This window comes from Streptomyces sp. RKAG290 (assembly GCF_023701695.1).
Classification (GTDB): domain Bacteria; phylum Actinomycetota; class Actinomycetes; order Streptomycetales; family Streptomycetaceae; genus Streptomyces.
In genome coordinates, this window is sequence record NZ_JAJOZC010000001.1 from 3,606,971 (window position 1) to 3,630,887 (window position 23,917).

Sequence of the window (23,917 nt, forward strand, 5' to 3'; positions counted from 1 at the left end):
ATCTTCTGCGCCGGGCCCGCCCCGGTGCGCGGGGCCGGTGGACGTCAGGCGCGCACCACGGTCACCGGGCACGGTGCGTGCTGGGTGACGTGCAGGCTGACCGAGCCCAGCAGGGTGGCCTTGAAGCCGCTGATCCCGCGCGCGCCCACGACCAGCAGATTCGCGCCCTCGGCCCGGTCCAGCAGGGCCTGCGCCGGGTTGCCGATCACCACGACCTTGCTGATCCCGGCGGCGGCCACGGCGCCGAGGGCCTCTTCGAGTGCCTCGGTGAGCGACACGGTGGCCACGGCCTGCGGGTCGAAGTCCTCCGGCATGCCCGGCATCATGGACGCCCAGCTGGTCGAGGGGTACTCCCAGCTGTTGACGGCCTCCACCGTGTCACCGGTCAGCTCCGCCTGGCGTACGGCCCAGTGCAGCGCCTTGATCGACGACTCGGAGCCGTCAACGCCCACCACGATCCTGCCCATCTCTGCCTCCAGCTCGTTCGGCCCGGTTACGCAGGTGCGCCGCGCGGACTCCCGCGCCGCGCACCTTCCGGAACAACTCTAGTCAAACCGGGTCAAACCACAGCCCGTCCGCGGCTGGTCACGCCCGCCGGAGTCCGGCCAGTTGCTGCTCGAAGGGGACCACCTCGTCGTCGAGTCCGAGGGCCCTGGACGCTCCGGAGACGGCCCGGCCGCCCGTGATCGCACTCGCGAGCTCGCCGCCCGCGCGCCGGATGCGGGCCGGCAGGCCCTCGGTGTACTCGTCGCCGGACGAGCCCCAGTCCTCCGACGCCGCGTACACCGAGGTCGGCAGCGTCACGGCCCGCAGGTAGGCGAAGAGCGGACGCATGGCGTGCTCCAGCACCAGCGAGTGGCGGGCGGTGCCGCCGGTGGCCGCGACGAGGACGGGCTTGCCGGTCAGCGCGGTGTTCTCGACGAGGTCGAAGAACGACTTGAACAGTCCGCTGTACGAGGCGGTGAAGACCGGGCTGACGGCGATCAGCCCGTCCGACCCCGTCACCGCGCCGATCGCCTCCTCCAGGGTGGCCGACGGGAATCCGGTCACCAGGTGGCCCGCGATGTCGACGGCCAGGTCGCGCAGCTCGATCACCCGGACCTCGACCGGGCGGTCCTGCTCCGCGTCCAGCCGCTCCCGGGCGGCCGCGGCCAGCCGGTCGGCCAGCAGCCTGGTCGACGAGGGGCTGCTCAGCCCGGCCGAGACGGCGACGATCCTCAGCGGTTCGGTGGCGAACACGGCGTCAGCTCTCCTTCGTTGCGGTGGTGGCGGCCGCGGCGACGGCCGGGTGGAGGGGTGCGGAGTCCGGTACGCCGGCCGGACGCAGGGTGGCGAACTCCTTCCGCAGCACCGGGACGACCTCCTCGCCGAGGATGTCGAGCTGCTCCAGGACCGTCTTCAGCGGGAGCCCCGCGTGGTCCATCAGGAACAGCTGGCGCTGGTAGTCGCCGACGGCGTCCCGGAAGGACAGCGTCCGCTCGATGACCTCCTGCGGGGAGCCGACGGTCAGCGGCGTCTGCTGCGTGAACTCCTCCATCGACGGACCGTGTCCGTAGACCGGTGCGTTGTCGAAATACGGGCGGAACTCCCGTACGGCGTCCTGGGAGTTCTTCCGCATGAACACCTGGCCGCCGAGGCCGACGATGGCCTGTTCGGCGGTGCCGTGCCCGTAGTGCGCGTACCGCTGCCGGTAGAGGCTCACCATCTTCCTGGTGTGCTCGATGGGCCAGAAGATGTTGTTGTGGAAGAAGCCGTCGCCGTAGTACGCGGCCTGCTCGGCGATCTCCGGGGAGCGGATCGAGCCGTGCCAGACGAACGGCGGCACGCCGTCCAGCGGGCGCGGGGTCGCGGTGAAGGACTGCAGCGGCGTACGGAACTTCCCCTCCCAGTCCACGACCTCCTCGCGCCACAGCCTGTGCAGCAGGGCGTAGTTCTCGACGGCGAGCGGCATGCCCTGGCGGATGTCCTTGCCGAACCAGGGGTAGACCGGACCGGTGTTGCCGCGGCCCATCATCAGGTCGACGCGGCCGTCGGCGAGGTGCTGGAGCGTGGCGTAGTCCTCGGCGATCTTCACCGGGTCGTTGGTGGTGATCAGGGTGGTCGAGGTGGACAGGATGATGCGGTCGGTGCGGGCGGCGATGTAGCCGAGCGTGGTGGTCGGCGAGGACGGGACGAACGGCGGGTTGTGGTGCTCGCCGGTCGCGAACACGTCGAGGCCGACCTCTTCGGCCTTCCGCGCGATGGCGACGGTGGCCTTGATCCGCTCGTGCTCGCTCGGTGTCGTGCCGGTCGTCGGGTCGGTGGTGACGTCTCCGACGGTGAAGATCCCGAACTGCATGGCGCCCGCCTCCAGAGTGCTTCAACGGTAATGGTTGAACGTTGAACTATATGAACACACCCTACAACCGAGCACCCTGCTGTCCTATTCCGCCGTCGCGAGGAACCGGGCGGGGAGTGGTCCACCCCGCTCGGTTCGAAGGCCGGCGTTCCCTACGGGGTGACGATCGGGAACGAGGTGTCGGCCTCGGCCAGCAGTGAGAACAGGGTGGCGAGCACCTGTGGATCGCCCTCGGTCGCGATCCCGTCGAGCCCGCGCCCGGCGAACACGCCGAGCAGCTGCGGCCTGGTCAGCGTGAGGGACAGGCTCGCCGGGGTCCGGGCCGGGGCGGCGTCCTCGGTGGCGCGCTGGGTCGGCGCCCCGTTGTGCAGGGTGAGGCGGTGGCGGGTGTGCTTGTTGGTGAGGACCAGGTCGATGACCAGGTCCTGGTCCCAGGCGCGCGGCCCGTCGACCCCCCAGTCGGGTTACTTGCGCACTTCATCACTCTTGTCCGGACGGCCGCGCCCACCGCGCTCACTCCCGGCCGGCGGCCTCGGCGGCTCGGGCCGCCTCGATCTCGTGCTCCGCCCACTCGCTCCACTCCGCCTGCATCTGCATGAACCGCTTGCCCCACTCCAGGGTGAGCCGGCCGTAGACGGACAGGTCGCTGTCGTCCCAGTCGGTGGCACTGTCCGTGGACTGGAACTCGGCGTGCCGGGCGCGGGCGAACTCCGTTCGCCTGTGCAGGAACTCGCGGGCCTCCTCCCATTCGACCGCGCCGAGCAGGAAGACCCGCAGCAGGATGTCGTTGCGGCGGTAGCCGTTCGGGGTGACCACCAGGAGCCACTCGCGCAGTTCGGCGCGGCCCGCCTCGGTGAGCTCGTACGTCTTGCGGCCGCGCGGGCCCTCGGACGCGACCCGGGTCAGGCCTGCGGCGTCGAGCTTGGTCAGCTCCGTGTAGATCTGGCTCTGGGTGGCGGGCCAGACGTGCGCGAGTGACGTACGGAAGGTGCCCAGCAGGTCGTAGCCGCTGGCCGGTCCTTCCGCGAGCAGGCCGAGGAGTGCGTGTCGAAGGCTCATGGGGATTACTTTACCTCCGACATTCCACTATTGACATGTCGGACGCGCACCTTCTATGTTTGACATGTCAGTCCAGGAACGTGAGGCGGCCGGTCACCGGCACTCCGCACGAACCGGCACTCGTCCGTATGCAACAGGGGGACTTCTCATGGCGTACCTGCGCAGCTTTCTTCCGTGGATCGCAGTCAGCGTGCTCGTCGGCACCATCGACATCAGGTACGCCCTGCTGGCCGGGCTGGTGCTCGCCCTCGCCCTGATCGTGGTGCAGCGGCGGGCGGGCAGCGACTGGGCAGCACTCGTCATCGAGACCGGCGCGGCCCTCTACTTCGCAGTGTGCACCGCCGCCGCCTTCGCCGCACCGGATTCCGACCTCGTGACGGACTACTCCTCGGCCGGGTCGTCCCTGTGGCTGGCCCTGCTGGCCTGGGGGTCGCTCGCCATCGGCAAGCCGTTCACGATGGGGATCGCGCGGACCACGGTCGCGGCCGAGCACTGGGACAGCCCGCTGTTCCGCCGGGTCAACACCGTCATCACCGCGGTCTGGGCCGTCGCCTTCACCGTCGGCGGCGCCGGCTCGGCGTGGCTGCACCACGCGCAGCCGGACAACAGCACCGCCCGCACCGTCCTGACCGTCGTCTGCATCGCCGTGCCGATCCTGTTCACCGTGCGCTACCCGGAGATCGCCCGCGCCCGGTTCGTCGCCGCCGCGCCGGCGCGCACGGCAGAGTGACCGCCAGGGTCTCCCGTCCGAATCACGCAGCGCTGATCCGGGCGAAAGACCCTAGACTCTGCGCATGACCTCCGTACCGTGCCGGAACTGGTGGCGCTCCTCCTAGGAGCGGCCACCTCTTCTGCGCGGGACCAGGGCCGTTCGACATGGACGGCCCTTTTTCTCTGCCCTCTTCCGGTACGGGTCCGGCTTCCGGTACGTGTTCCGGGCCCGGCGGGCCGTCCTCCACGCACACACCGACGCGAGGAGAGACCACTCATGACCACGACATACGCCGAGGCGTCCCCCGGCACGGCCACCGCTCTCGAGGAGCGGATCAGGCAGGACCCCGCACGCTTCCGCGTCCTGACCGGCGACCGGCCCACCGGCGCGCTCCACCTGGGGCACTACTTCGGCACGCTCCACAACCGGGTGCGGCTCCAGGAGGCCGGCGTGGAGGTGTTCGTCCTCGTCGCCGACTACCAAGTGCTGACCGACCGGGACGTGGCCGAACGGCTGACCGCGACGACGGAGGGGCTGCTGCTGGACTACCTGGCCGTCGGCATCGACCCGGCCCGTTCGGTGATCTTCAACCACAGTGCGGTGCCCGCCCTCAACCAGCTGCTGCTGCCCTTCCTCAGCCTGGTCACCGTCGCCGAACTGGGCCGCAACCCCACGGTCAAGGACGAGATCGCGCACTCCCGGCAGGCCTCCGTCAGCGGCCTGATGTACACCTACCCGGTCCACCAGGCCGCCGACATCCTGTTCTGCAAGGGCAATCTGGTGCCGGTCGGCAAGGACCAGCTGCCCCATCTCGAAGTGACCAGGACCGTCGCCCGGCGGTTCAACGAGCGCTACGGGCAGGTCTTCCCGGAACCCGAGGCGCTGCTCTCCACCGCGCCGCTGCTGCTCGGCACCGACGGCACCAAGATGAGCAAGAGCCGCGCCAACTCCCTTGCGCTGAGCGCCGATGCGGACGAGACGGCCCGGCTGGTCAAGGGCGCGAGAACGGATGCCGACCGGCACATCACGTACGACCCCGAGGGGCGGCCCGGAGTGTCCGCTCTGGTGCTGCTGGCCGCGCTCTGCCTGGGCCGCGACCCGCACGCCGTGGCCGAGGAGATCGGCGGCGGGGGCGCGGCGGCGCTGAAACGGACGGTGACCGACGCCGTCAACACCCGGCTGGCCCCGATGCGGGCCCGACGGGCGGAGTACGCAAGGGACATGGGGTACGTGCGGTCCGTGCTGCGGGCCGGGAACGAGCGCGCCAACGCCGAGGCCGACGCGACGCTGGCGCAGGTGCGCGAGGCGATGGGGAGCCCGGTCTAGGGCCTCTCGTTCGGATCAGGCCGGATAAGGGAGCGCGGCATCAGTGGGGCCGGCCGCAAGACCCTACGCGTCCGGCGCGGCATCAGCGGGGCGTCAACGACTCCCGCCTGCCCAGGAGTTCGGCCAGACCGCGGCGGGTGGCGGCGATGACCACCCGGTCGGTGGGCCGCAGCACGTAGCCGGGGTGCAGGTTCCACACCAGGCCGCCGGGGCGCTCCTCGGTGCCCTGGCCTGCTGCGGGGGCCGGGGGAGCGGGGCGGGGGCCGCCGTGTCCGGGCGGCGGTCGCCCGGCGGGGCCACGTCCAGGGCGAGGACCCGCCAGGCACCGGAGCGGAACGCCTGCTCCACCGTCCGGCCCTCCAGCTGCGGATGCCCGGCCACCTCGACCGCGGCGAACAGCATCACCTTCCGCTCGACCGGCACCGCGCCCAGGATCTGCCGGCCCATCATGGCGACCGCGAACGAGGGTGCGGCCAGATGGGAGACCGAGCGGGAGCGGGTCAGGGCCTGCGGGTGGGCGGTGCGCAGCGTGCGGTAGACGGCGGTGGCGAACTCGTCGTCGAACAGGCGCAGCGTCACCCGCAGGTCCGGCTTGACCGAGCGGGCGTACAGCGCCGCCTCCAGGTTGGTGGTGTCCGCGCTGGTCAGGGCGAGCATGGCGCGGGAGCGCTGGACCTTCGCGGCCTCCAGCACGCCCTCCTGCGTGACGTCGCCGATGACCACCGGCACGTGCAGTCGCCGGGCCACCGGGATGCCGCGGGCGTCCGGGTCCTCCTCCACGCACACCACGGGGATGCCCAGTTCGCGCAGCTGGACGAGGACGCGGGTGCCGATCTTGCCGAGGCCGAGCAGCACCACGTGTCCGGAGAGGCCGCGCGGCGGGCGGCGCAGGGAGGAGGCCGTACGGAGCGAGCCGAAGGCCTCCAGCACCCCGGCGACGAGCAGCGGCAGCAACATCAACCCGGCCACACCGGAAAGCAGTTGGATGACCTGACGGGCGGTGGGGTCGCCGATGGCCGGATCGCCCATCGCGAACAGGTCGAGCAGGGTCAGATAGGTGGCGTGCAGCGGATCGTCGCCGGTGGTGAACGAGGACGCCACCGCCAGGCCCAGGACGGCCAGGCCGACCCCCAGCGCCGACCAGCGCAGCCGGCGTGAGAAGAACTGGCTCAGCGGTGCGCTCCTGCCGCCCATCCTGGGTGTCGGCCCGGCCGGGCCGGTCTGGCTGACGGCCTCCAGGACGATGGTTCCGCGCCCGGTGGCGGCGGCCACCTCGGCCCGGTCGGGCAGCAGCCGGGGGCCTTCGTCGCCGCTGCTGTCGGAGCCCTCGGTGCCGGCCGGGTCGTGCGTGGTGGAGGAGAGCAGGGCCAGCGTGCACAGGCCGGGGTCGGCGGCCTGGCCGTTGCGGGGCGGGGTGCGCTCGGCGGCACGCAGGAGCAGGCCCTCCGCCTGGATCACCTTGCTGGACCCGGCGAGTGCGGTCGCCGCGAGGGCGGGGGCCGCGGTGTCGGCGTCGGACAGGACCGTGGTGGAGGCGTCCAGTGCGCTCTGCCCGGCACCGGGCGAGGTGACGGCGGCCGCCTGGTCGAGCAGGGTCTCCAGATACTGGCCGAGCTTGCGGTTGTAGAGCCGGATCACCAGCCTGACCCGGGGGTTGAGCCGCCGTGCGGTGAGCGCGGCGCGGATGTTGCGCTCGTCGTCGTCGTAGACGAGGGCCAGTGCGGCGGCCGTGTCGACGCCCGCCTCCTCGAAGGCCTCGTCGGAGGGCTCCGCCGCCTGGAGGATGCGTACCGCCTCCACGCCGGCGTTGGTGTCGCCGTCCCCGTTTCCGCCGCCGTTGCCGCCGTTGCGGTTCATCGCCGACGACATCCGGCCGAACAGGGCGGCCGCCCGCCCCCGCCCGGTCAGCGGCAGCTCCGGCCGTCTCGCGTCCGGCCCCGGCGGCAGGACGAGGGTAACCCGCTCCCCGTACACGTAGCGCAGTTCGACGGCCAGCCGCTGGGCGAGCGCGTCGTCGCCGCAGACGACCATGTGGCCGGAGAACGGGGAGCGTTGGGGCTGCTGGGGAAGTGGAGGCACAGGTCCCAGCATGCCCCGTTCCCTTCCCGTGCTCGCTGCCGCCGGCGGCCCCCGGGTGTTCCGGACCGCCGGGCGCGGGGCGGGAAGGCGATCATGGCCACGAGCCGCTGCCGGCGCACCCGGTCCGGTGCTGTCCCCGGTGCTGCGGCGCCGCCGTCGGCGGCGCCGCAGCAGCCGGGCCTTTCCCCGTCCCCCGTGCACCCCCGGGTGTCTCCCCCGTGGTCTCCCGGCCGGTGCTGACCGGATCGTGTCACCCGTGGCCGGGCCGCCGCATTGCCGGAGTACGGCAGTCTTTCCCCAGCCTCGGTGCCGGGCACCGGCACCGGTCCGTATGCGTTGTGCAAATGTCAGTGACGAATCAGCAAACAGGAGGCGGCGCGTGCCGGAGCCGGAGATTCCCGACAGCTTCCTGGAGGGCTATGCCCGAATACTCCGCGACGTCGCCCTCACCGGCCGCCGGGTCACCCGGGAGGAGCTGGACACCCGCCGCGCCCTGGGCAGGCTTGCCGCCGAGGCCGGGCACCAGCTGCGCGCCCTGGTCCGGATGCACCTGGCCGAGTCCCGCACCGCCTGGCCGGCCACCGCCGCGTCCGCGTCCGCGGACAGCGTGCTCTTCGCGATGGAGCAGGCGGTCGACGCGTTCGCCGAGGGCTTCGAGCGGGCGCAGCGGCTCACCGTGCGGCGGGAGGAGGCGGCCCGCCGGGAGTTCATCGACGATCTGCTGTACGGGCGCAGCGACCTGGGCCGGCTCGCCGAGCGGGCCACCCGGTTCGGGCTGCGGCTCTCCCGCGCCCACGCGGTGGCGGTGGCGACGGGCCCCGACGCGTACACCGAGACGGATGCCGTGCCGCGTCATGTGGAGTCGGCGCTGCTGGCCAGGTTCGGCGGCCGCAAGATCCTGCTCACGACGAAGGACGGCCGGCTGATCTGCATCGCGCCGGGAAACCAGCCCGATGTCCTGCGGTACTTCGCCAAGCAGGCCCATGCGGCGACGGACGGCGGCCGGGTGGCCGTCGGCCGGGCCCACCGGGGCCCCGGCGGCGTGGTCCAGTCGTACGACGAGGCGCTCGCCGCGCTCGACCTGGCGGACCGGATGGACCTCGACGATCCGGTGCTGTACTCCGCCGATCTGCTGGTCTACCCCGTGCTGACCCGGGACCGGCAGGCGATGGCCGATCTGGTGCGCAGCGAGCTCGGCCCGCTCCAGCAGGCGCGGGGCGGCGCGGAGCCCCTGCTCAAGACGCTCTCCGTGTACTTCGAGGCGGGCTGTGTCGCGGCCGAGACGGCCCGCCGGCTGGCGCTGAGCGTGCGGGCGCTCACCTACCGGCTGGAGCGGATCCACCAGCTGACCGGCTCCGACCCGTCCGACCCGATGCACCGCTACACACTGCAGACCGCGGTGATCGGGGCGCGGCTCCTGGACTGGCCCGCGAACGAGGTGTGAGCCCCCGCTGCCCGAGCCCGTCGCCGGGCCCTTCCGCCGCACCCCGAATGCGGGGACGGAGACCTCCGCCTAGCGTGATCACTCGGGGGATCCGGCGTGCGCAGCGAGGGAGATCCGCACCATGGCCCGACATTCACGTCAGTCACGGGAATCGGCCGGGGACGGACCGGACGACGGCTACGGACCGGGGGCGGGCGCGGGGCGGACGGCGGCGCCCTCCCGGACCGCGCCGGGCCAGGAGCGCGGCCCGTCCCACCGGTGGTGGGTGCTGGGGGTGATCGGGCTGGCCCAGCTGATGGTGGTGCTCGACGCGACGATCGTGAACATCGCGCTGCCCTCCGCCCAGCAGGACCTCGGCTTCAGTGACGGGAACCGGCAGTGGGTCGTGACGGCGTACGCCCTCGCCTTCGGTTCGCTGCTGCTGCTCGGCGGCCGGATCGCCGACCTGGTGGGCCGCCGGGTGGTCTTCCTGATCGGGCTGGTCGGCTTCGCGGTGGCCTCGGCGATCGGCGGCGCCGCCCCCAGCTTCGAGATCCTGGTGCTGGCCCGGGCCCTGCAGGGCATGTTCGGCGCGCTGCTGGCACCGGCCGCGCTCTCCCTGCTCACCACGACGTTCACCGTTCCCAAGGAGCGGGCGAAGGCGTTCGGTATCTACGGCGCCATCGCGGGTGCGGGCGGTGCGGTGGGTCTGCTGCTCGGCGGGGTGCTCACCGAGTACCTGAACTGGCGCTGGTGCCTGTACGTGAACCTGATTTTCGCGTTCGTCGCCTTCGTCGGCGGCTGGCGCCTGCTGACCGCGGGTGCGCCCGTCGACCGCCCGAAGCTCGACATCCCGGGGACCTTGCTGGTCTCGGCCGGTCTCTTCTGCATCGTGTTCGGGTTCTCCAACGCCGAGACGCATCCGTGGAGTTCGGTGCAGACCTGGGGGTTCCTGCTGGCCGGTGCGCTGCTCCTGGTGGCGTTCGCCTGGTGGCAGACCAGGGCCGCCCACCCACTGCTGCCGATGCGGGTGGTGCTCGACCGGGACCGCGGGGCGTCGTTCCTCGCGATGTTCATCTCCGGCGGCGGCATGTTCGGGGTGTTCCTCTTCCTCACGTACTACCTGCAGAAGAGCCTGTCCTACTCGCCGGTCTCCACCGGTCTGGCGTTCATCCCGATGGTCGTCGTCATGATCGTGACGTCCGTGACGACGACCAACGTGCTGGTGCCCAGGTTCGGCGCCAAGCCGATCGTGCCGCTCGGCATGGGGCTCGCGGCGGCCGCGATGGTGTGGCTGACCACCCTGAACCTGAGCAGCAGCTATTTCGCCCATGTGCTGCCGCCGCTGATCTGCCTGGGCCTCGGGCTCGGCATGGTCTTCGCCACCGCGATGAACCTGGCCACCGCCGGGGTGGCGGCCAGGGACGCGGGCGTGGCCTCGGCGATGGTCAACACCAGCCAGCAGGTCGGCGGTTCCATCGGTACGGCGCTGCTGAACACCCTCGCCACCAGTGCGGCGACCAGCTACCTGGTCGGCCGCAAGCCGACCCCGGCAGCCGTCGCCCAGGCCCAGCTGGAGAGTTACTCCACCGCCTACTGGTGGTCCGCGGGTTTCTTCGCCCTCGGCATGCTGATCACGGTGATCCTCTACCGCCGGGGCGCGCCGCGCCCCCACCGGACGGACGAACCCGAACCGGCGCGGGCCTGACAGTCCCGCTCGGCGGTCGCGGCCGGCGGCCGGGCGCCCTCCGTCAGCCGGACGAACGGAATGGACTCGCCCACCCGCCGGTAGCCCTCCGCGCTGCCGTCGACCGTGAACCCCATGTACGCGCAGAGCCGCCGCGCGACCCGGGGGTGACGCGGCGCGTAGCGCACCATCAGCTCGCCGCCCTCCTCGGCCGGCAGGTCGGCCGCCGTCACCGCGTGGAACCGGCGGCCGTCCTGCACGGTGGCCTGCGGCGTACGTTTCAGGTTGCGGTACCAGTCGGCCGCGGGCCCGAATCCGGACGCCACCGTCCAGCTCCGCCGGCCGTCCACCGTCGCGGACTCGACGACCTCGATCGCGGTCCGCCGGGGCTGCCCCGACGTGCGTCCGATGTGGACGAGGAGCAGCAGACGTCTCCGGAACAGCGGTCCGAGCCCTGCGCGGAACATGTGGATCGGCAGCCGGACGACGGTGCGTCGCCAGCCGGTCGGCGGGGCCGGGTGCTGGGGGCCGGACGAAGCTGCGGGTTGATGCGTCACTGTGCAAACGTTGCACAATCAAAAGATCTTCGGAACCGCCGGACAGGGTGGTTGCAGGACTGGCCCGATACCTTCGCGAATCCTGCCCGGTGCGGATTCGAGTACGGCTGCCCGGCACGGTACAAAGAGGGATGGCCGTTCACGAACAGGCATCCGAGGGACGACCGTCCGCCCCGGGCGGGGAGGACGACGTCGATGCGGTGACGCGGGCGGTGCTGACGGCGTCGAGGCTGCTGGTGGCGGTCTCCGCGCGTTCGCTGGCGGCGGTCGAGGACCGGGTGACGCTGCCGCAGTTCCGGCTGCTCGTGGTCCTCGCCACGCACGGGGACGCCAAGCTGGTCTCGCTCGCCGAGCGGCTGGGGGTGAACCCGTCGACCGCGATGCGCATGCTGGACCGGCTGATCGTCGCCGGCCTGGCGGAGCGGCAGGTCAATCCGGCCAACCGGCGTGAGACGGCGCTGCGGGTGACCCCCGAGGGGCTCCAGGTGGTCGAGGACGTCACGGCCGGCCGCCGCCGGGAGGTCGCCGCGATCGTCGAACGCCTCGCCCCCCAGCAGCGGTCCGCGCTGATCGAGGCGCTGACGGCGTTCACCGCGGCGGGCGGCGAGCCGGCCGTGCCGGGGTGCGGCGCGCAGGCCTACCCGCTGGGCTGGGCAACCGACCTCCCCGCCCCGCACGACATCTGACGGCCGGGAGGGGCTCAGCCGACGGTCCCGAGCTCCTCCCGGGCGGCGGGCGCCTCGGGCGCGGGCTGCCGCGCGGCGCGCGTCCCTTCGCCGTTGCCCGACCCGCCGGACGGTCCGCCCTTCCCGCCGCGCCACTCCTGGATTCTCGCCACGGCCGGCTGGGTCCAGCGCGCGGTGAGCGGGCCGACGATGACCAGGATGAGGACGTACGCGGTGGCGAGGGGGCCGATCCGGGGCTCGGTCGCCACGGCCAGTCCGGCGATGACGATGGAGAACTCGCCGCGGGCGACGAGCGTGCCGCCCGCCCGCCAGCGCCCCCGCGATCCGATGCCGGCCCGGCGGGCCGCGTACCAGCCGGTGGCGACCTTGGTGAGGACGGTGACGACGGCCAGCAGCGCGGCCGGGAGCAGCACCGGCGGGATCTGCGCGGGGTCGGTGGAGAGCCCGAAGAACACGAAGAAGACGGCGGCGAACAGGTCCCGCAGCGGGGTCAGCAGTTTGCGTGCCCCTTCCGCGACCTCTCCGGAGAGTGCGATGCCGACCAGGAAGGCGCCGACGGCCGCCGAGACCTGCAACTGCTGGGCCACCCCGGCGACCAGGACGGTCAGCCCGAGCACGACGAGCAGCAGCATCTCCGGGTTGTCGGAGGACACGGCCCGGCTGATCAGCCGCCCGTGCCGCAGCGCGAGGTAGAGCACGAACCCGACGGTGCCGAGGGCGACGAGCAGCGCGATGCTGCCCCCGGCGAAGCCCACGCCCGCGAGCATCGCGGTGAGCAGCGGCAGGTAGACGGCCATCGACAGGTCCTCGATGACCAGTACCCCGAGGATGACGGGCGTCTCCCGGTTGCCGAGGCGTCCCAGGTCGGCCAGCACCTTGGCGATCACCCCCGACGAGGAGATCCAGGTGACCCCGCCCAGTGCCACGGCCCCGACCGGGCCCCAGCCGAGCAGCAGCGCCGCCACGGCGCCCGGGGTGGCGTTGAGCACGAAGTCCACCGCGCCCGAAGGGTATTGGGTCTTCAGGCTGGTGACGAGTTCGGAGGCGCTGTATTCGAGCCCGAGCAGGAGCAGCAGCAGGATGACGCCGATCTCGGCGCCGACGGCGGTGAACTCCTCACTGGCGCCGAGCGGCAGCAGCCCGCCCTCGCCGAACGCGAGTCCGGCCAGCAGGTAGAGGGGGATGGGGGAGAGCCCGATCCGCCCGGCGAAGCGGCCGATGATGCCGAGCCCGAGGATGACGGAGCCGAGCTCCACCAGCAGTGCGGTCGTGTCGTGCACGATCAGCCCTCCGCAATGATCTCGGAGAGCGTGTCCACGCCCTCACGGGTACCGACGACGACGAGCGTGTCGCCGATGGCGAGCCGGAAGTCCGGTCCCGGTGACGGATGTGCGCTGTGGGTCCGCAGCACCGCCACGATCGAGGCCCCGGTCCGGGTCCGCGCCCGGGTGTCCCCGAGCTGCCGGCCGCCGTAGGGGGAGCGCGCCCCGAGCGGGATGTGCTCGGTGACCAGGTCGATGCCCTCGGTCCGCACGGCGTCGATCGGTGCCGCGTCGATGAGGTGCGCGAGCCCGGTGGCCTCCTGTGGGGTCAGGGGTACGGAGAGCCGGCACGAATCAGGATCGTCCTGGTCGTAGAAGCCGATGAACCGGCGTCCGTCGTGGTGGACGACGACGGAGATGTGCTGTCCCGACTCGGTGGTGTAGTCGTACTGCACTCCGACTCCGGGCAGCGTGGTGCGGTGGGTTCCCATGGCTTCCTCCCGAGGAGCGCGGCGTGCGGTGACGTTCTTGGTGATCTCTTTAGCTCCCCATTACCCTATCCGGAGGCTCCCGCCGTCTTTCGGGCACGGGTCCGGGCCTCGTCCCCGGACAGGTCGTAAGCTCGCGCCGGCGGCCGGGGAGCCCCGGCAACGGGCGGAAGGGGCATGCGATGGCGAGCTTTCCGGATCTGAGGTTCAGGGCGGTCACGTCGCTCCAGCGGCACGTGGTCAATCCGCTCGCCCGGCGCGGCCGGGGGCAGATCCTCCTGGAGACCACCGGCCGCACGTCCGGGCTCCCGCGGCACACCCCGGTCGGCGGCCGCCGCACCGGCCAGGAGTTCTGGTTCGTCTCCGAGTTCGGTGACAGGTCCCAGTACGTACGCAACATCCGGGCCGACGCGAGGGTCCGGGTCCGGATCAAGGGCCGCTGGCACCAGGGCACGGCGCACCCGCTCCCCGAGGACGACGCCCGCGCCCGGCTCAGGACCCTGCCGGCCTACAACAGCGCGGTGGTGCGGGCGTTGGGCACGGATCTGCTGACGGTACGGGTGGATCTCGCGGACTGAGCCCGGCCGCGGGTCGTCCGTGCGCCAGCCCGGACGCGCACGTGCCCGGCGGTGCGCAACCGGCCGGGCACGTGCGGACGCCGATCCGCCGGATCAGTCGGTGACCTCGATCCTGCCGTTCGGCGCGGTGGCCGGTGCGGCCTGCGCGCCCTGGGCCGGCACTGCGGCCGAACCCTCCTTGGGACCTGCGCCCTTGAGGTTCTTCAGCAGCTCGGCGAGGTCGACACCCGTGGTGGAGCTGAGCAGTTCCATGCCCTGGGCGACGTTGTCCGCGACGGTCCGCGACAGCTGGCTCGCGCCGTCCGTCGAGATCACCGTCATCTTGTCGATGGCGCTCAGCGGCTCGGACGCCTTGGCGACGACCTGCGGGAGGACCTCGACGAGCATCTGGAGCACGGCCGCGTCACCGTACTGCGCGAAGGCGTCCGCCTTCTTCTGCATGGCCTCGGCCTCGGCCGAACCCCGTGCGGCGATCGCGGCGGCCTCGGCCTCGCCTTCGATGCGGACGGCGTCGGCGAGCGCGGAACGGTGCAGCTTCTCACCCTGACCGGTCAGCCGGGAGCGCTCGGCGTCCGCCTCGGCCTCCTTGACCTGGGCGACCTTGCGGGCCTCGGCCTCCTGCTCGGCCCGGTAGCGCGCGGCGTCGGCGGGCTTGCGGACCTTGGTGTCCAGCTCGCGGTCGGTCAGCGCGGCCTGGCGCTGGGCGACCTTCTCCTGCTCCTGGAGGACCTCCTGCTGGCGGGCGGCCTCGGCGAGCGGGCCGGCGGCGTTCGCCTTCGCGGCAGCCGCTTCCGTCTCGGCCTTGATCTCGGCCTGCTTGAGGTAGAACGTCCGCTCGGCGATGGCGATCTCCTCGGCGGCCTTCAGCCGGGCCTGCTCCGAGGCACGGCGGGCGATCGCCTCGGCGATGTCCGCCTCCTGCTTGGCGCGGGCGGCCTCGGGACGGCCGAGGTCCTCCAGGTAGGAGCCCTCGGTGGTGATGTCCTGGATCTGGAAGGCGTCCAGGATCAGGCCCTGCCCGGACAGGCTGGCCTCGGCCTCCTCCGCCACCTGGCCGGCGAACGCGGCCCGGTCGCGGATGATGTCCTCGACCGACATCCGGCCCACGATGGCCCGCAGCGCGCCGGAGAGCACTTCCTGGGTGAACCCGACGATGCCGTTCTGCTGCCTGAGGAAGCGCTGGGCGGCCGCGCGGATGGCGTCCTCGCTGCCCCCGACCTTGACGATCGCGACGCCTTCGAGGTGCGACTTCACTCCGCGCAGGGTGACGGCCCCGCGCACGGCGACCGGGATGTGCCGGCTGGAGAGGTCGAGGGTGAACTTCTGCTGGACGAACGGCACGACGAAGACCCCGCCGCCGACGACGACCTTCTGGCCGCTGTTGTCGATGCTGGTGCGCCCGGTCACCGGGTCGGTGGACTTCTTGCCGCGGCGGCCGGTGATGATGAACGCCTCGCTGGGCCCGGCGACCTTGTAGCGGGTGATGACGACGAGGGCGAGGAGCACGCCGAGTACGACGACTCCGATGATGGCGATCAGGACTGGACTCATACAGGTGTCCCCCTCTGCCGACCGAAGGGGACGGCAGTTGTGTGGCGAGCGGTGGTGAACCGGCCGGCGTGCCGGCTCAGCGTTCGACGGGACGGACCGAGACCGAGGAGGACGAGAGCGTGGCCTCGACCCAGATCTCGGTGCCGCGTGCGACCGGCGTCAGGCTCTTCGCCGACAGCTTCACCGTGTGGCCCCCCAGCTGCAGGAGTACTTCCCCGTACCCGCCTGCCGGGATGGGCGTGACCACGGAGCCGGAAGTGCCGACCAGATCGTCGTCCCGCGGCGTGGCATTGGTCTGATCCCGCATCAGGGCCTGGCTGAACTTCCAGGTCAGCCAGGCCGCGACCAGTCCCGCGCCGCCGCCTGCGGCGATGGCGACGGCGGTGCCGGCACCGGTGGTGCCGAGCACGATGGCACCGCCGAAACCGAGCATCGACACGAAGCCGGCGATCACGGGAAGGGAGAGCAGACCGTCGAAGAGGCCGCCGAGCAGACCCCCGAAGAGACCTTCGAGGATGCCGTCGAAGATCAGGGACAGCGTGAGCAGTGCGACTCCCGCAATACCGAGACCGAGAAACAAGGTCACGTGATCACCCCTCACGGTCTGCGGAATCCGCGGAATCCCCCGAACATTTCCGTCGAACTGGCTGGATGGTCCCATACAACCCTGACCGCCGACACTGCCGTATCCCGGCAGTGTTCTACCTGTTACCGATGCCGGACAGATGCTCGGCCAGGGTGTCCAGGGACTGGAACGTGGCACCGAGGAGCGCCACGTGCTTCCAGCGCAGCACCCCGTCGGCGTCGACCAGGAACACGGCACGCCGCACCCCGATTCCGGGCGCGGCCACCCCGAAGGAGCGGGCGATCTCCCGGCCCGGGTCCGCCAGCAGCGGCATGCGCAGACCGTGGGTGCGGGCGAACGACTCGTGGCTGTCCACCCCCTGCGGACTGATTCCCCAGACCTCCGCGTCGAGTTCGTCGAAGGTCTCCATGCCGGAGGAGTACGAGCAGAGCTGCTTGGTGCACACTGCCGTGTTGTCACCCGGGTAGAAGGCGAGGACGACGGCCCGGCCGCGTGCCGCGGAGAGGGTGTAGTCGCGGCGCTGATACGTGTCGCCGTCGAGCGCGCCTCCCGCGAGGGTGAAGTCGGCGACGGGCCGACCGAGTTGCGGTGACGATCCCATGCGTGTCCTCCGGTGCCGGATGCTGCGGCGATAGTGATTCCCGTGCTGTGTACAGCATGCTCGTCACGGATGGGCCCACCCGCACCGGAGGTACGAATGACAGAGCGACGACCGCCGAAGGCGGCGGTACTCCTGCTGCACGGCGGCCGGGAGACCGGACTCGGGGCGCCGCTGCCCGGCCCTTTCAACCTGCCGGCGGTGCGGATGCGCCCGTTCGCGCGGGCCCTGGGACGGGCGCTGCCCGGGGACGTCCTCGTGCGCGCCGTGACCTATGGGCACCGTGGCTGGAACGGGTCCCGGGCGGATCCGCTGCACGACGTCCTGCGCGCCCTGGACGAACTGCGGAGCGCGGCGGGGGAGATCCCGGTGGTGCTGGTGGGGCACTCGATGGGCGGCCGCGCCGCGCTGCACGCCGCCGGTCATCCCCTGGTACGGGGTGTGGTCGGCCTCGCCCCGTGGTGTCCGGAGGGCGACCCGGTCTCCCAGCTCGACGGGCGGGACGTCGTCCTGGTGCACGGCACGCGCGACCGCATCACCAGCCCGGCAGGCTCCCGCACGCTCACCGCACGGGCCCGCCGGGCAGGCGCCCGCACGTGTCTGGTCACCGTGCACGACAGCGATCACGCGATGCTCCGCCGCGCCCCCGCCTGGCACCGGCTGACGGTCTCGCTGGTCACCGGGGTGCTGGGCCGGGCACCGCTGCCGGGGCCGGTCGCCGAGGCCCTGCGGCTGCCGCCGGGGGCCCCGGCGGAGGACGGGGCGGTGGACCTGGACCGGCTGAACGCCGGCAGCGCGGCGCCCTGCGGCGGGGTGGAGTAGCGGGGCCGAGACGGAACGGTGGCAGGTGATCAGCCTTCGGCAGCCGTCCCGCCGTCCGTCCCGCCGTCCGTCCCGCCGGCCGTCGCTTCCGGCTCCTGGTCCGGGTCGGTCAGGAACAGGCCGAGGACCAGCGCGAGGACCGGAACCCCGCACAGGATCGTGAACACGCCCTGCGGCCCGTACGCCTGGGCCGCCGCACCGAGCGCGGGAGCGGTCAGGCCGCCGACGCTGACCGCCAGGCCGAGCGTGACGCCGGCCGCGGTGCCGGGGCGGCTCGGCAGGTAGTCCTGGCCCAGCTTCACCAGCACGGCGAACGGGATGTTCAGCGCGAGGCCCGTCAGGGCCGCGAGGAGCAGCGGAAGGACCGTGCCCGGGGTCAGCCGCAGGGCCGCCAGGGCCGGCACGGCGAGCAGGCCGCCCAGCTGGACGGTACGGACCATGCCGAAGCGGTCGGCGATCCGGCCCCCGAGCAGCGTTCCGGCGACCCCGCCGGCGAGGAAGCAGGTGAGGGCCGCGCCCGCGAGGCCCCGGCCGGAGTGCAGCTGGCGGATCCAGAACAGCTCGATGAACGTGACCGCGCCGAGGAACGCCGCCGACCGGACCACCGAGATGCCGGTGAGGACCAGGAAGGGCCGCCACCGGTCCCGCCCCGCCCGCACCGCCGTGCGGGTCGCGGCCGCGACGGGGCGGTGCCGGAGCAGGACGAACGCCATCAGGACGGCCGGCGGGACGAAGAGCGCCGTCGCCCCGACACCCATGGCGACGAGGGCCGGGGTGGCCAGCACCGGAGCCAGGAAGAAGCCCACGCTGCCGCCCGCCGCGAAGATGCTCATCGCGGACGCGCTGTCCCCGGCCGCCTCCCGCGCCGCCTTGCCGGCCGCCGGATGGAACATCGCCACGCCCAGTCCGGACAGCAGCATGAGCAGCCAGACCGCGGCGTACGGCCGGACCGTCCCGGACAGGCCCAGGCCGATCCCGGCGACGGCCAGCCCGGCGGGCGCGAGCCGGCTCAGCCGGAAGCGGTCCACGGCGACACCGATGAACGGCTGCGGGACCGAACTGCCCAGGGCCGCCGCGAGGGTGAGTCCGGAGGCGGCGACATAGCTGTAGCCGCGGTCCAGCACGAAGTACGGGACACAGGCGGGGACCAGCCCCTGGTAGAGGTCGTCCACCGCGTGCGCGGCACCCCACATCCGCATCCGGCGCCAGGCGGACACCGGTGCGGACCGCTCCTGGGCGGGCCCGGGGCCCGGTGGGGGCACGGACGCGGGCTGGGACGAGGGGTGGCGGGCGTGGTCGGGCGGGCCGTTGGACCGGTCATGAGCGCGGCTCCTTGCTGAGGTCCCTTCGAGGATCGCGGGGTGAGGGCGCAGCGGGCTAGCGATACTCTGCCGACCTATGTCGCCAACCCGCCGCACCCTCCACGGGCCGACCCGGGTGCCGCTCGCCCACCAGGAGCGCATCGACCGGCACCACCACCTGGAGCACCAGCTCATCTGCCCGTCGCGCGGGGTGCTGGAGGTGTCCACGCCGCTCGGGATGTGGGCCGTGCCGCCGCACCGGGCGGTGTGGATCCCGGCCGGCGCGGAACACTCCCACCGGGCCCACGGACCGACGGAGCTGCGGGCGCTGACCTTCGGTCACCTGGACAATCCGCTGCGGCTCGACCGCCCGACGGTGCTGGCCGTCACGCCGCTGCTGCGCGAGGTCGTGGCCTGCCTGACCGACGACACGGAGCTCGCCGGCGACCAGCGGCAGCGCCGGAACCTGGAACGGGTCGCCCTCGACCAGCTGCGCCGGGTCGAACCCCTGGAGGTCTGTCTGCCGGCACCCGCCGACGCGAGGCTGCGGGACATCGCCCGGATCCTGCGGCACGACCCGGCGGACGGGCGGACCCTGACCGAGCTCGGCAAGGCCGTCGGCTCGGCGCCCCGCACCCTGAGCCGGCTCTTCCGCGCGGAGACCGGGATGTCGTTCCCGCAGTGGCGCACCCAGCTGCGGCTGCACCACGCGCTGACGCTGCTGGCGTCGGGCGGATCGGTCACCACGGTGGCCGCGGCGTGCGGCTACAGCGGGCCGAGCGCGTTCATCCAGTCCTTCCGGCACGCCTTCGGCACCACGCCGGGGTCCTACGCGGCGGGCGGATCGTAGGCCGCTCGTTCGGATCATGCCGGGCCCGCGGGTCCGGGCCCGCACCTCCGCGGCGAAGGGCCCGGGACAGCCCTCAGCGGATCACCCCAGTTCGAGGCTGGTGATGCCGAACAGCCCGGAGTGGTCGACGTCCGGCGTCGCGCCGGTGTACATGCGTGCCGTCTCGAACGACGGGTTGAGCCCGAGCTGTTCGGCCAGCCGCACTGCGGCCGGGTTGACGTCGGGTACGTCGACGGCGACCGGGGTGGACGGCTCGGTGGCCGCGAGCGCGCTCACCAGGGCGCCGGCGATCTCGGGCGTGGCCGCGTACAGCGGGCCGATGCGCGAGGAGGTACGGCAGGCGCGCAGCACGCCGAGGCCCTGCACCTCTCCCTCGCGCAGCGCGACGAGGGCGGTGCGTCCGGGCGTGGTGGTCCAGGCGGCCAGGAAGCTGTCGCGCTCCGCCGGGAAGAACCGGCGGTCGTACGCGGTGAGTTGCCCGAAGGGCAGGGTGCGGGCGTCCACCAGGGTGACCCCGGGCGGTGGTGCGACGTCCACCGGCACCAGGCCCTCGTACCGCATGTTCGTCCAGGCGGCGCGGAAGCCGGACCTGCGGTAGTTGGCCTGCTGGTCCACCACCCCGTCGAGACCGGTGTTCCGCCCGGTCAGCCGGGCCGTCCCGGTGGCCCAGAGCCGGCTCCCGTATCCCTGGCCGCGCAGCTCCGGGCGGGTGAGGTAGAAGCCCAGGAAGCCGAAACCGGAGCCGTAGCGGACCACGGAGACGCAGGAGGCGGGCGCCCCGTCGAGCCTGCCGATCAGGAAGCCGCAGGGATCGGCGGCGAAGAAGGCCTGACCGTCGGTCAGGCCCGGGTTCCAGCCCTCGGCATGGGCCCAGTCCGCCATCATCCTGATGTCGTCCGCGCTTGCTGTGGTGATCTCGAATGTCGGCACGGAACAACCCATACCCGTGTGCCGGCCCGTTCAACGACGCCTCACCGCTGTCCCGCTCACCACCCCGTCCAGAGCAGGTGGTTGACCAGCAGGGCGACGACGGCCTGGGCGGCCAGCCAGCCGCGGCGGCCGGGACCGGGCAGCAGGGCGGCGGCCGGCAGCAGCCAGAGCATGAAGGGCTGCCAGATCCGTTCCGTCTCCGCCTTGCTCATCCCGGACAGGTCGGCGGCCAGCAGGGCGAGGAACGCCGCGAGCACGAGCAGGACCAGCCGCTGCGGCGGGGCCGTGATCCCGGTCCGCAGCTCGCGCACCGCGCCCGGCGCGCCCGCCGCGGTCCGGCGCAGACCCGCGAGCGTCGCCGGTCCGACGGCAATCGCGGTGCAGGCGAGGTTGGCCCAGACCCAGTACGAGTACGGCCGGAAGCCGCCCGCCGCCTGGTAGTAGCGCTCGACCAGCAGGTGGTACGCCTCCCACCAGTCGAAGCCCGCCAGGGTGAAGGCGACCGGCACCACCAGCGCCCCCAGCACGAACAGCGGGACGGGCCGGGCGGTGCGGGTGAGCACGAGAACGGTCAGGAGCAGCAGCGCGATGAGCGCCAGACCGTAGCTGAGGTAGCAGGTCAGGCCGTACAGCAGGCCCGAGCCGAGCGCGGCGGCCGCGGGGCTGCGGGCCGTCCGGGTCGCGGCCAGGGCCAGCAGGGCGACGGACCAGGCGGCGACGGCGGCGAAGTAGCCGTCCGCCGAGGTGCCGGCCCACACCGCGACCGGGGCGAGGACGAGGAACGGCGCGGCGCGGCGCGCGGTGTGCTCGTCGGCCAGGGCACGGACGGCGATGAGCGCGGCCACCACGGCGGAGCTGCCGGTCACGATGCACCACACCCCGGCCCAGCCGCCGCCGCCCAGACCGATGCGGTCCAGCAGGACGAAGGTGAGGGTGGCGCCCGGGGGGTGTCCGGCCACATGGGCGGGCCAGTTGCCCGGCGGGCCGATCAGGATGTGGTCGTTGAAACCGCGCAGGGCGGCGCCGATGTCGTCGAACCGGCCGATGACCCGCAGGTACTCGTGCTTGGTGGTGAGGCGTTCGGCGATGCCCCGGCCCCAGCCGTCGATCAGCGCCAGCGAGAAGACCCAGGCGAGCGAGGCCCCCCAGCAGCTCAGCAGCAGGGCCCATCGGCGCAGCCGCACGGCGAGGACCGGACCGTACGCGACGACGGCCGCGGCGACGGCGGGGCGGCCGCGGTGCCGGGGCCGATGTGCGGATACCAGGACGCCAGCAGCGGCGGCCAGTGCACGTACAGCGTGTGGTCGGCGTTCTCGATGGCACGGCCGACGAACGCGGCGACGGCGACCAGCAGCACACCGGCGCCCGCGGCGGCCAGGTCGCGGCGGTGGCCGGTGCGGTGCTGGTCGCCGCGCGGTGCGGTGCGGTGTTCCGTGCGGTCCTCGGTCTTCACCCAGGCACGGTATGCACTGCGGAGCGGCGTGGCGGGGTGGCGGACGGGCGCGTCACCGAACCGTCAGATTCCGGACCGCGCCCTTGCGGTCAGGTCCGGGTGCCCGGCGGCTGCGTTCGGGGGAGTGACGTCACGCTTTCGTCAGGAGTCGTACGCGCCCTGCGGCGGTACCCCGGGCTTAGCTTCGGGGCATGGGCGACAGACGTCGGAACAGATTCACCATCCCCGCTTCCCTTCCCGGACTCTCCTCCGGCCGGGCCGCCGAGCTCCTGGAGCGGACCCCCTCCGCACCCGGGTTCTGGCGCAGCCCCGTGCGCGGGGTCCGGTTCACCGCGGTGCTCGGACTCGTGCTGCTCGCGGGGATCACGCTGATGTTCGTGACCGGTCTGCTGTCGTACGCCGCCTACAACCCCGACCTGAACCCGGTCAACGACAAGACCCCGGACAAGGGGCTGCTGGGCTTCTACCTCTTCGCCTGGCCCACCGGCCCGCACTGGCTGTACCGGCTGACGCAGGGGCTCCACGTCACCGTCGGCATCGTGCTCGTCCCGGTGCTGCTGGCGAAGCTCTGGTCGGTGGTGCCGAAGCTCTTCGCACTGCCGCCCGCCCGGTCGCTGGGGCAGGCGCTGGAGCGGCTGTCGCTGCTGCTCCTGGTGGGCGGGGCGCTGTTCGAGTTCATCACCGGACTGCTCAACATCCAGCTGGACTACCTGTTCCCCGGCTCCTTCTATCCGCTGCACTTCTACGGGGCGTGGGTGTTCTTCGCCGCGTTCCTCGCCCACGCCGGGCTGCGGACGCCGCAGGCGGTGCGGGTGCTGCGGTCGGGCGGGCTGCGCGGAACGTGCCGGACGACCCGCTGGCCTCCCCCGCCCCGGCCGCGCCGACGCTCTCGCGGCGCGGCGCGCTGGCGATGGTGGGCGCCGGGTCGCTGGTCCTGCTGATCACCTCGGCCGGGCGGAGCTTCGACGGGCCGCTGCGACGCCTGGCCGCGCTCACCCCGCACGGCGCCGCCGAACCCGGCTCAGGACCCAACGGTTTCCAGATCAACAAGACCGCGGCCGCCGTCGGCATCACCCCGGCCGAGACGGGCGAGGGCTGGTGGCTCACCGTCAGCGGACCGGCCGGGGACCTCCGGTTCACCCGGAAGCAGCTGCTGGCCATGGAGCAGCACTCCGCGGCGCTCCCGATCGCCTGCGTGGAGGGCTGGTCCACGTCGGACCAGTGGTGGCGCGGCGTGCGGCTGAAGGACCTGGCGGCGCTCGCCGGATACCCGCACAGCCCGCCGGGCGTGCTGGTGGAGTCCGTCCAGCGCAGTGGACCCTTCCGCCGGGCGGCGCTGCGCGACAACCAGGTGCGCGACCCGCTCTCGCTGCTGGCGTTGCAGGTCAACGGCGAGGACCTGTCGCCCGACCACGGATACCCGGCGCGGATCATCGTGCCGGCCGCACCCGGCGTACTCAACACCAAATGGGTGTCCCGGCTGACCTTCGGAGAGCTGTGAACAGGCTGAATCCCCGCAACATCGTGCGGCGTCGGTACGGGGAGGGCCCGCTGCACCTCCTCCTGATGGCCGCTTCCTTCGCCGTGGCCGGGTATGCGGGCGTGCGGCTGCTGGCCGGGGACACGCTCGG

20 protein-coding genes and 4 pseudogenes are annotated in these 23,917 nt (G+C 72.7%); 9 read left to right on the forward strand and 15 right to left on the reverse strand.

Annotated features, from left to right (window positions below; all coding sequences use genetic code 11):
- Positions 1-44: 44 nt before the first annotated feature.
- The 5 genes and pseudogenes from LNW71_RS15710 to LNW71_RS15730 form a co-directional block, all read right to left on the reverse strand.
- A complete protein-coding gene (locus LNW71_RS15710) occupies positions 45-467 on the reverse strand; it encodes a universal stress protein (RefSeq protein WP_250968796.1) in 423 nt (140 codons plus the stop codon).
- A 118-nt stretch (positions 468-585) separates the two neighbouring features.
- Positions 586-1,239, reverse strand: a complete 654-nt coding sequence (locus tag LNW71_RS15715; RefSeq protein ID WP_250968797.1) for a CE1759 family FMN reductase — start codon at positions 1,237-1,239, stop codon at positions 586-588.
- A 4-nt stretch (positions 1,240-1,243) separates the two neighbouring features.
- Complete coding sequence (locus LNW71_RS15720) at positions 1,244-2,338, reverse strand: LLM class flavin-dependent oxidoreductase (protein WP_250968798.1); 1,095 nt, start codon at positions 2,336-2,338, stop codon at positions 1,244-1,246.
- A 152-nt stretch (positions 2,339-2,490) separates the two neighbouring features.
- Positions 2,491-2,778: pseudogene (locus LNW71_RS15725) on the reverse strand (alkyl sulfatase C-terminal domain-containing protein); the annotation flags it as partial.
- A gap of 73 nt (positions 2,779-2,851) precedes the next feature.
- Positions 2,852-3,397, reverse strand: a complete 546-nt coding sequence (locus tag LNW71_RS15730) for a PadR family transcriptional regulator (RefSeq protein WP_250968799.1) — start codon at positions 3,395-3,397, stop codon at positions 2,852-2,854.
- A 148-nt stretch (positions 3,398-3,545) separates the two neighbouring features.
- On the opposite strand from LNW71_RS15730, the gene LNW71_RS15735 reads away from it, so the two are divergent.
- Positions 3,546-4,127: a hypothetical protein gene (locus LNW71_RS15735; protein ID WP_250968800.1), complete on the forward strand. Its 582-nt coding sequence runs from the start codon at positions 3,546-3,548 to the stop codon at positions 4,125-4,127.
- 258 nt (positions 4,128-4,385) lie between these two features.
- Positions 4,386-5,435, forward strand: coding sequence for a tryptophan--tRNA ligase (gene trpS / locus LNW71_RS15740; protein WP_250968801.1), 1,050 nt, complete (start codon positions 4,386-4,388; stop codon positions 5,433-5,435).
- Positions 5,436-5,517: 82 nt separating this feature from the next.
- Here the strand turns inward: trpS and LNW71_RS15745 are convergent.
- Positions 5,518-7,526, reverse strand: a pseudogene (locus LNW71_RS15745) (NAD-binding protein).
- A gap of 367 nt (positions 7,527-7,893) precedes the next feature.
- Between LNW71_RS15745 and LNW71_RS15750 the strand changes: the two are divergent.
- Both LNW71_RS15750 and LNW71_RS15755 read left to right on the forward strand, forming a co-directional pair.
- Entirely contained in the window at positions 7,894-8,958 is a 1,065-nt protein-coding gene (locus LNW71_RS15750) for a helix-turn-helix domain-containing protein (protein ID WP_250968802.1), read from the forward strand.
- A gap of 121 nt (positions 8,959-9,079) precedes the next feature.
- Positions 9,080-10,645, forward strand: a complete 1,566-nt coding sequence (locus LNW71_RS15755; protein WP_250968803.1) for an MFS transporter — start codon at positions 9,080-9,082, stop codon at positions 10,643-10,645.
- Here LNW71_RS15755 and LNW71_RS15760 read toward each other — a convergent pair.
- Positions 10,585-11,181, reverse strand: coding sequence for a nitroreductase family deazaflavin-dependent oxidoreductase (locus tag LNW71_RS15760; protein ID WP_250968804.1), 597 nt, complete (start codon positions 11,179-11,181; stop codon positions 10,585-10,587). The genes LNW71_RS15755 and LNW71_RS15760 overlap by 61 nt on opposite strands.
- 131 nt (positions 11,182-11,312) lie before the next feature.
- Between LNW71_RS15760 and LNW71_RS15765 the strand changes: the two genes are divergently transcribed.
- Positions 11,313-11,867 (forward strand): MarR family transcriptional regulator, encoded by a 555-nt coding sequence (locus tag LNW71_RS15765; protein WP_250968805.1) that lies wholly within the window; start codon positions 11,313-11,315, stop codon positions 11,865-11,867.
- 14 nt (positions 11,868-11,881) lie between these two features.
- On the opposite strand, the gene LNW71_RS15770 is transcribed toward LNW71_RS15765, so the two are convergent.
- Positions 11,882-13,147: a cation:proton antiporter gene (locus LNW71_RS15770; protein WP_250968806.1), complete on the reverse strand. Its 1,266-nt coding sequence runs from the start codon at positions 13,145-13,147 to the stop codon at positions 11,882-11,884.
- Positions 13,148-13,149: 2 nt separating this feature from the next.
- Positions 13,150-13,620, reverse strand: a complete 471-nt coding sequence (locus tag LNW71_RS15775; RefSeq protein WP_250968807.1) for a TrkA C-terminal domain-containing protein — start codon at positions 13,618-13,620, stop codon at positions 13,150-13,152.
- A 179-nt stretch (positions 13,621-13,799) separates the two neighbouring features.
- On the opposite strand from LNW71_RS15775, the gene LNW71_RS15780 reads away from it, so the two are divergent.
- Positions 13,800-14,195 carry a nitroreductase/quinone reductase family protein gene (locus LNW71_RS15780; protein ID WP_250968808.1) on the forward strand — a complete coding sequence of 132 codons (396 nt, stop codon included), beginning with the start codon at positions 13,800-13,802 and terminating at the stop codon, positions 14,193-14,195.
- Between the two features lie 93 nt (positions 14,196-14,288).
- On the opposite strand, the gene LNW71_RS15785 is transcribed toward LNW71_RS15780, so the two are convergent.
- The 3 genes from LNW71_RS15785 to LNW71_RS15795 form a co-directional block, all read right to left on the reverse strand.
- A complete protein-coding gene (locus LNW71_RS15785; protein ID WP_250968809.1) occupies positions 14,289-15,746 on the reverse strand; it encodes a flotillin family protein in 1,458 nt (485 codons plus the stop codon).
- Between the two features lie 76 nt (positions 15,747-15,822).
- Positions 15,823-16,332 carry a hypothetical protein gene (locus LNW71_RS15790; RefSeq protein WP_250968810.1) on the reverse strand — a complete coding sequence of 170 codons (510 nt, stop codon included), beginning with the start codon at positions 16,330-16,332 and terminating at the stop codon, positions 15,823-15,825.
- Between the two features lie 115 nt (positions 16,333-16,447).
- Complete coding sequence (locus LNW71_RS15795) at positions 16,448-16,933, reverse strand: peroxiredoxin (RefSeq protein ID WP_250968811.1); 486 nt, start codon at positions 16,931-16,933, stop codon at positions 16,448-16,450.
- Positions 16,934-17,029: 96 nt separating this feature from the next.
- Between LNW71_RS15795 and LNW71_RS15800 the strand changes: the two genes are divergently transcribed.
- Positions 17,030-17,752 (forward strand): alpha/beta fold hydrolase, encoded by a 723-nt coding sequence (locus tag LNW71_RS15800; RefSeq protein ID WP_250968812.1) that lies wholly within the window; start codon positions 17,030-17,032, stop codon positions 17,750-17,752.
- 29 nt (positions 17,753-17,781) lie between these two features.
- Here the strand turns inward: LNW71_RS15800 and LNW71_RS15805 are convergent, their stop codons facing one another.
- Positions 17,782-18,945: an MFS transporter gene (locus tag LNW71_RS15805; protein WP_250972026.1), complete on the reverse strand. Its 1,164-nt coding sequence runs from the start codon at positions 18,943-18,945 to the stop codon at positions 17,782-17,784.
- 205 nt (positions 18,946-19,150) lie between these two features.
- Between LNW71_RS15805 and LNW71_RS15810 the strand changes: the two genes are divergently transcribed.
- Positions 19,151-19,903, forward strand: a complete 753-nt coding sequence (locus LNW71_RS15810) for a helix-turn-helix domain-containing protein (protein WP_250968813.1) — start codon at positions 19,151-19,153, stop codon at positions 19,901-19,903.
- An 81-nt stretch (positions 19,904-19,984) separates the two neighbouring features.
- Here the strand turns inward: LNW71_RS15810 and LNW71_RS15815 are convergent, their stop codons facing one another.
- Both LNW71_RS15815 and LNW71_RS15820 read right to left on the reverse strand, forming a co-directional pair.
- Positions 19,985-20,833, reverse strand: coding sequence for a GNAT family N-acetyltransferase (locus LNW71_RS15815; RefSeq protein ID WP_250968814.1), 849 nt, complete (start codon positions 20,831-20,833; stop codon positions 19,985-19,987).
- A gap of 56 nt (positions 20,834-20,889) precedes the next feature.
- Positions 20,890-22,286: pseudogene (locus tag LNW71_RS15820) on the reverse strand (hypothetical protein).
- A gap of 191 nt (positions 22,287-22,477) precedes the next feature.
- Between LNW71_RS15820 and LNW71_RS15825 the strand changes: the two are divergent.
- Positions 22,478-23,787, forward strand: a pseudogene (locus LNW71_RS15825) (molybdopterin-dependent oxidoreductase).
- Positions 23,788-23,917 lie beyond the last annotated feature (130 nt).

What these genes read in the sequence shown, in the direction of transcription:
- LNW71_RS15710 (WP_250968796.1), bottom strand. Translation starts at nt 467, where the DNA reads ATGGGCAGGATCGTGGTGGGCGTTGACGGCTCCGAGTCGTCGATCAAG.
- LNW71_RS15720 (WP_250968798.1), bottom strand. Translation starts at nt 2,338, where the DNA reads ATGCAGTTCGGGATCTTCACCGTCGGAGACGTCACCACCGACCCGACG.
- LNW71_RS15730 (WP_250968799.1), bottom strand. Translation starts at nt 3,397, where the DNA reads ATGAGCCTTCGACACGCACTCCTCGGCCTGCTCGCGGAAGGACCGGCC.
- LNW71_RS15735 (WP_250968800.1), top strand. Translation starts at nt 3,546, where the DNA reads ATGGCGTACCTGCGCAGCTTTCTTCCGTGGATCGCAGTCAGCGTGCTC.
- trpS (WP_250968801.1), top strand. Translation starts at nt 4,386, where the DNA reads ATGACCACGACATACGCCGAGGCGTCCCCCGGCACGGCCACCGCTCTC.
- LNW71_RS15755 (WP_250968803.1), top strand. Translation starts at nt 9,080, where the DNA reads ATGGCCCGACATTCACGTCAGTCACGGGAATCGGCCGGGGACGGACCG.
- LNW71_RS15765 (WP_250968805.1), top strand. Translation starts at nt 11,313, where the DNA reads ATGGCCGTTCACGAACAGGCATCCGAGGGACGACCGTCCGCCCCGGGC.
- LNW71_RS15775 (WP_250968807.1), bottom strand. Translation starts at nt 13,620, where the DNA reads ATGGGAACCCACCGCACCACGCTGCCCGGAGTCGGAGTGCAGTACGAC.
- LNW71_RS15780 (WP_250968808.1), top strand. Translation starts at nt 13,800, where the DNA reads ATGGCGAGCTTTCCGGATCTGAGGTTCAGGGCGGTCACGTCGCTCCAG.
- LNW71_RS15785 (WP_250968809.1), bottom strand. Translation starts at nt 15,746, where the DNA reads ATGAGTCCAGTCCTGATCGCCATCATCGGAGTCGTCGTACTCGGCGTG.
- LNW71_RS15795 (WP_250968811.1), bottom strand. Translation starts at nt 16,933, where the DNA reads ATGGGATCGTCACCGCAACTCGGTCGGCCCGTCGCCGACTTCACCCTC.
- LNW71_RS15800 (WP_250968812.1), top strand. Translation starts at nt 17,030, where the DNA reads ATGACAGAGCGACGACCGCCGAAGGCGGCGGTACTCCTGCTGCACGGC.
- LNW71_RS15805 (WP_250972026.1), bottom strand. Translation starts at nt 18,945, where the DNA reads ATGTGGGGTGCCGCGCACGCGGTGGACGACCTCTACCAGGGGCTGGTC.
- LNW71_RS15810 (WP_250968813.1), top strand. Translation starts at nt 19,151, where the DNA reads ATGTCGCCAACCCGCCGCACCCTCCACGGGCCGACCCGGGTGCCGCTC.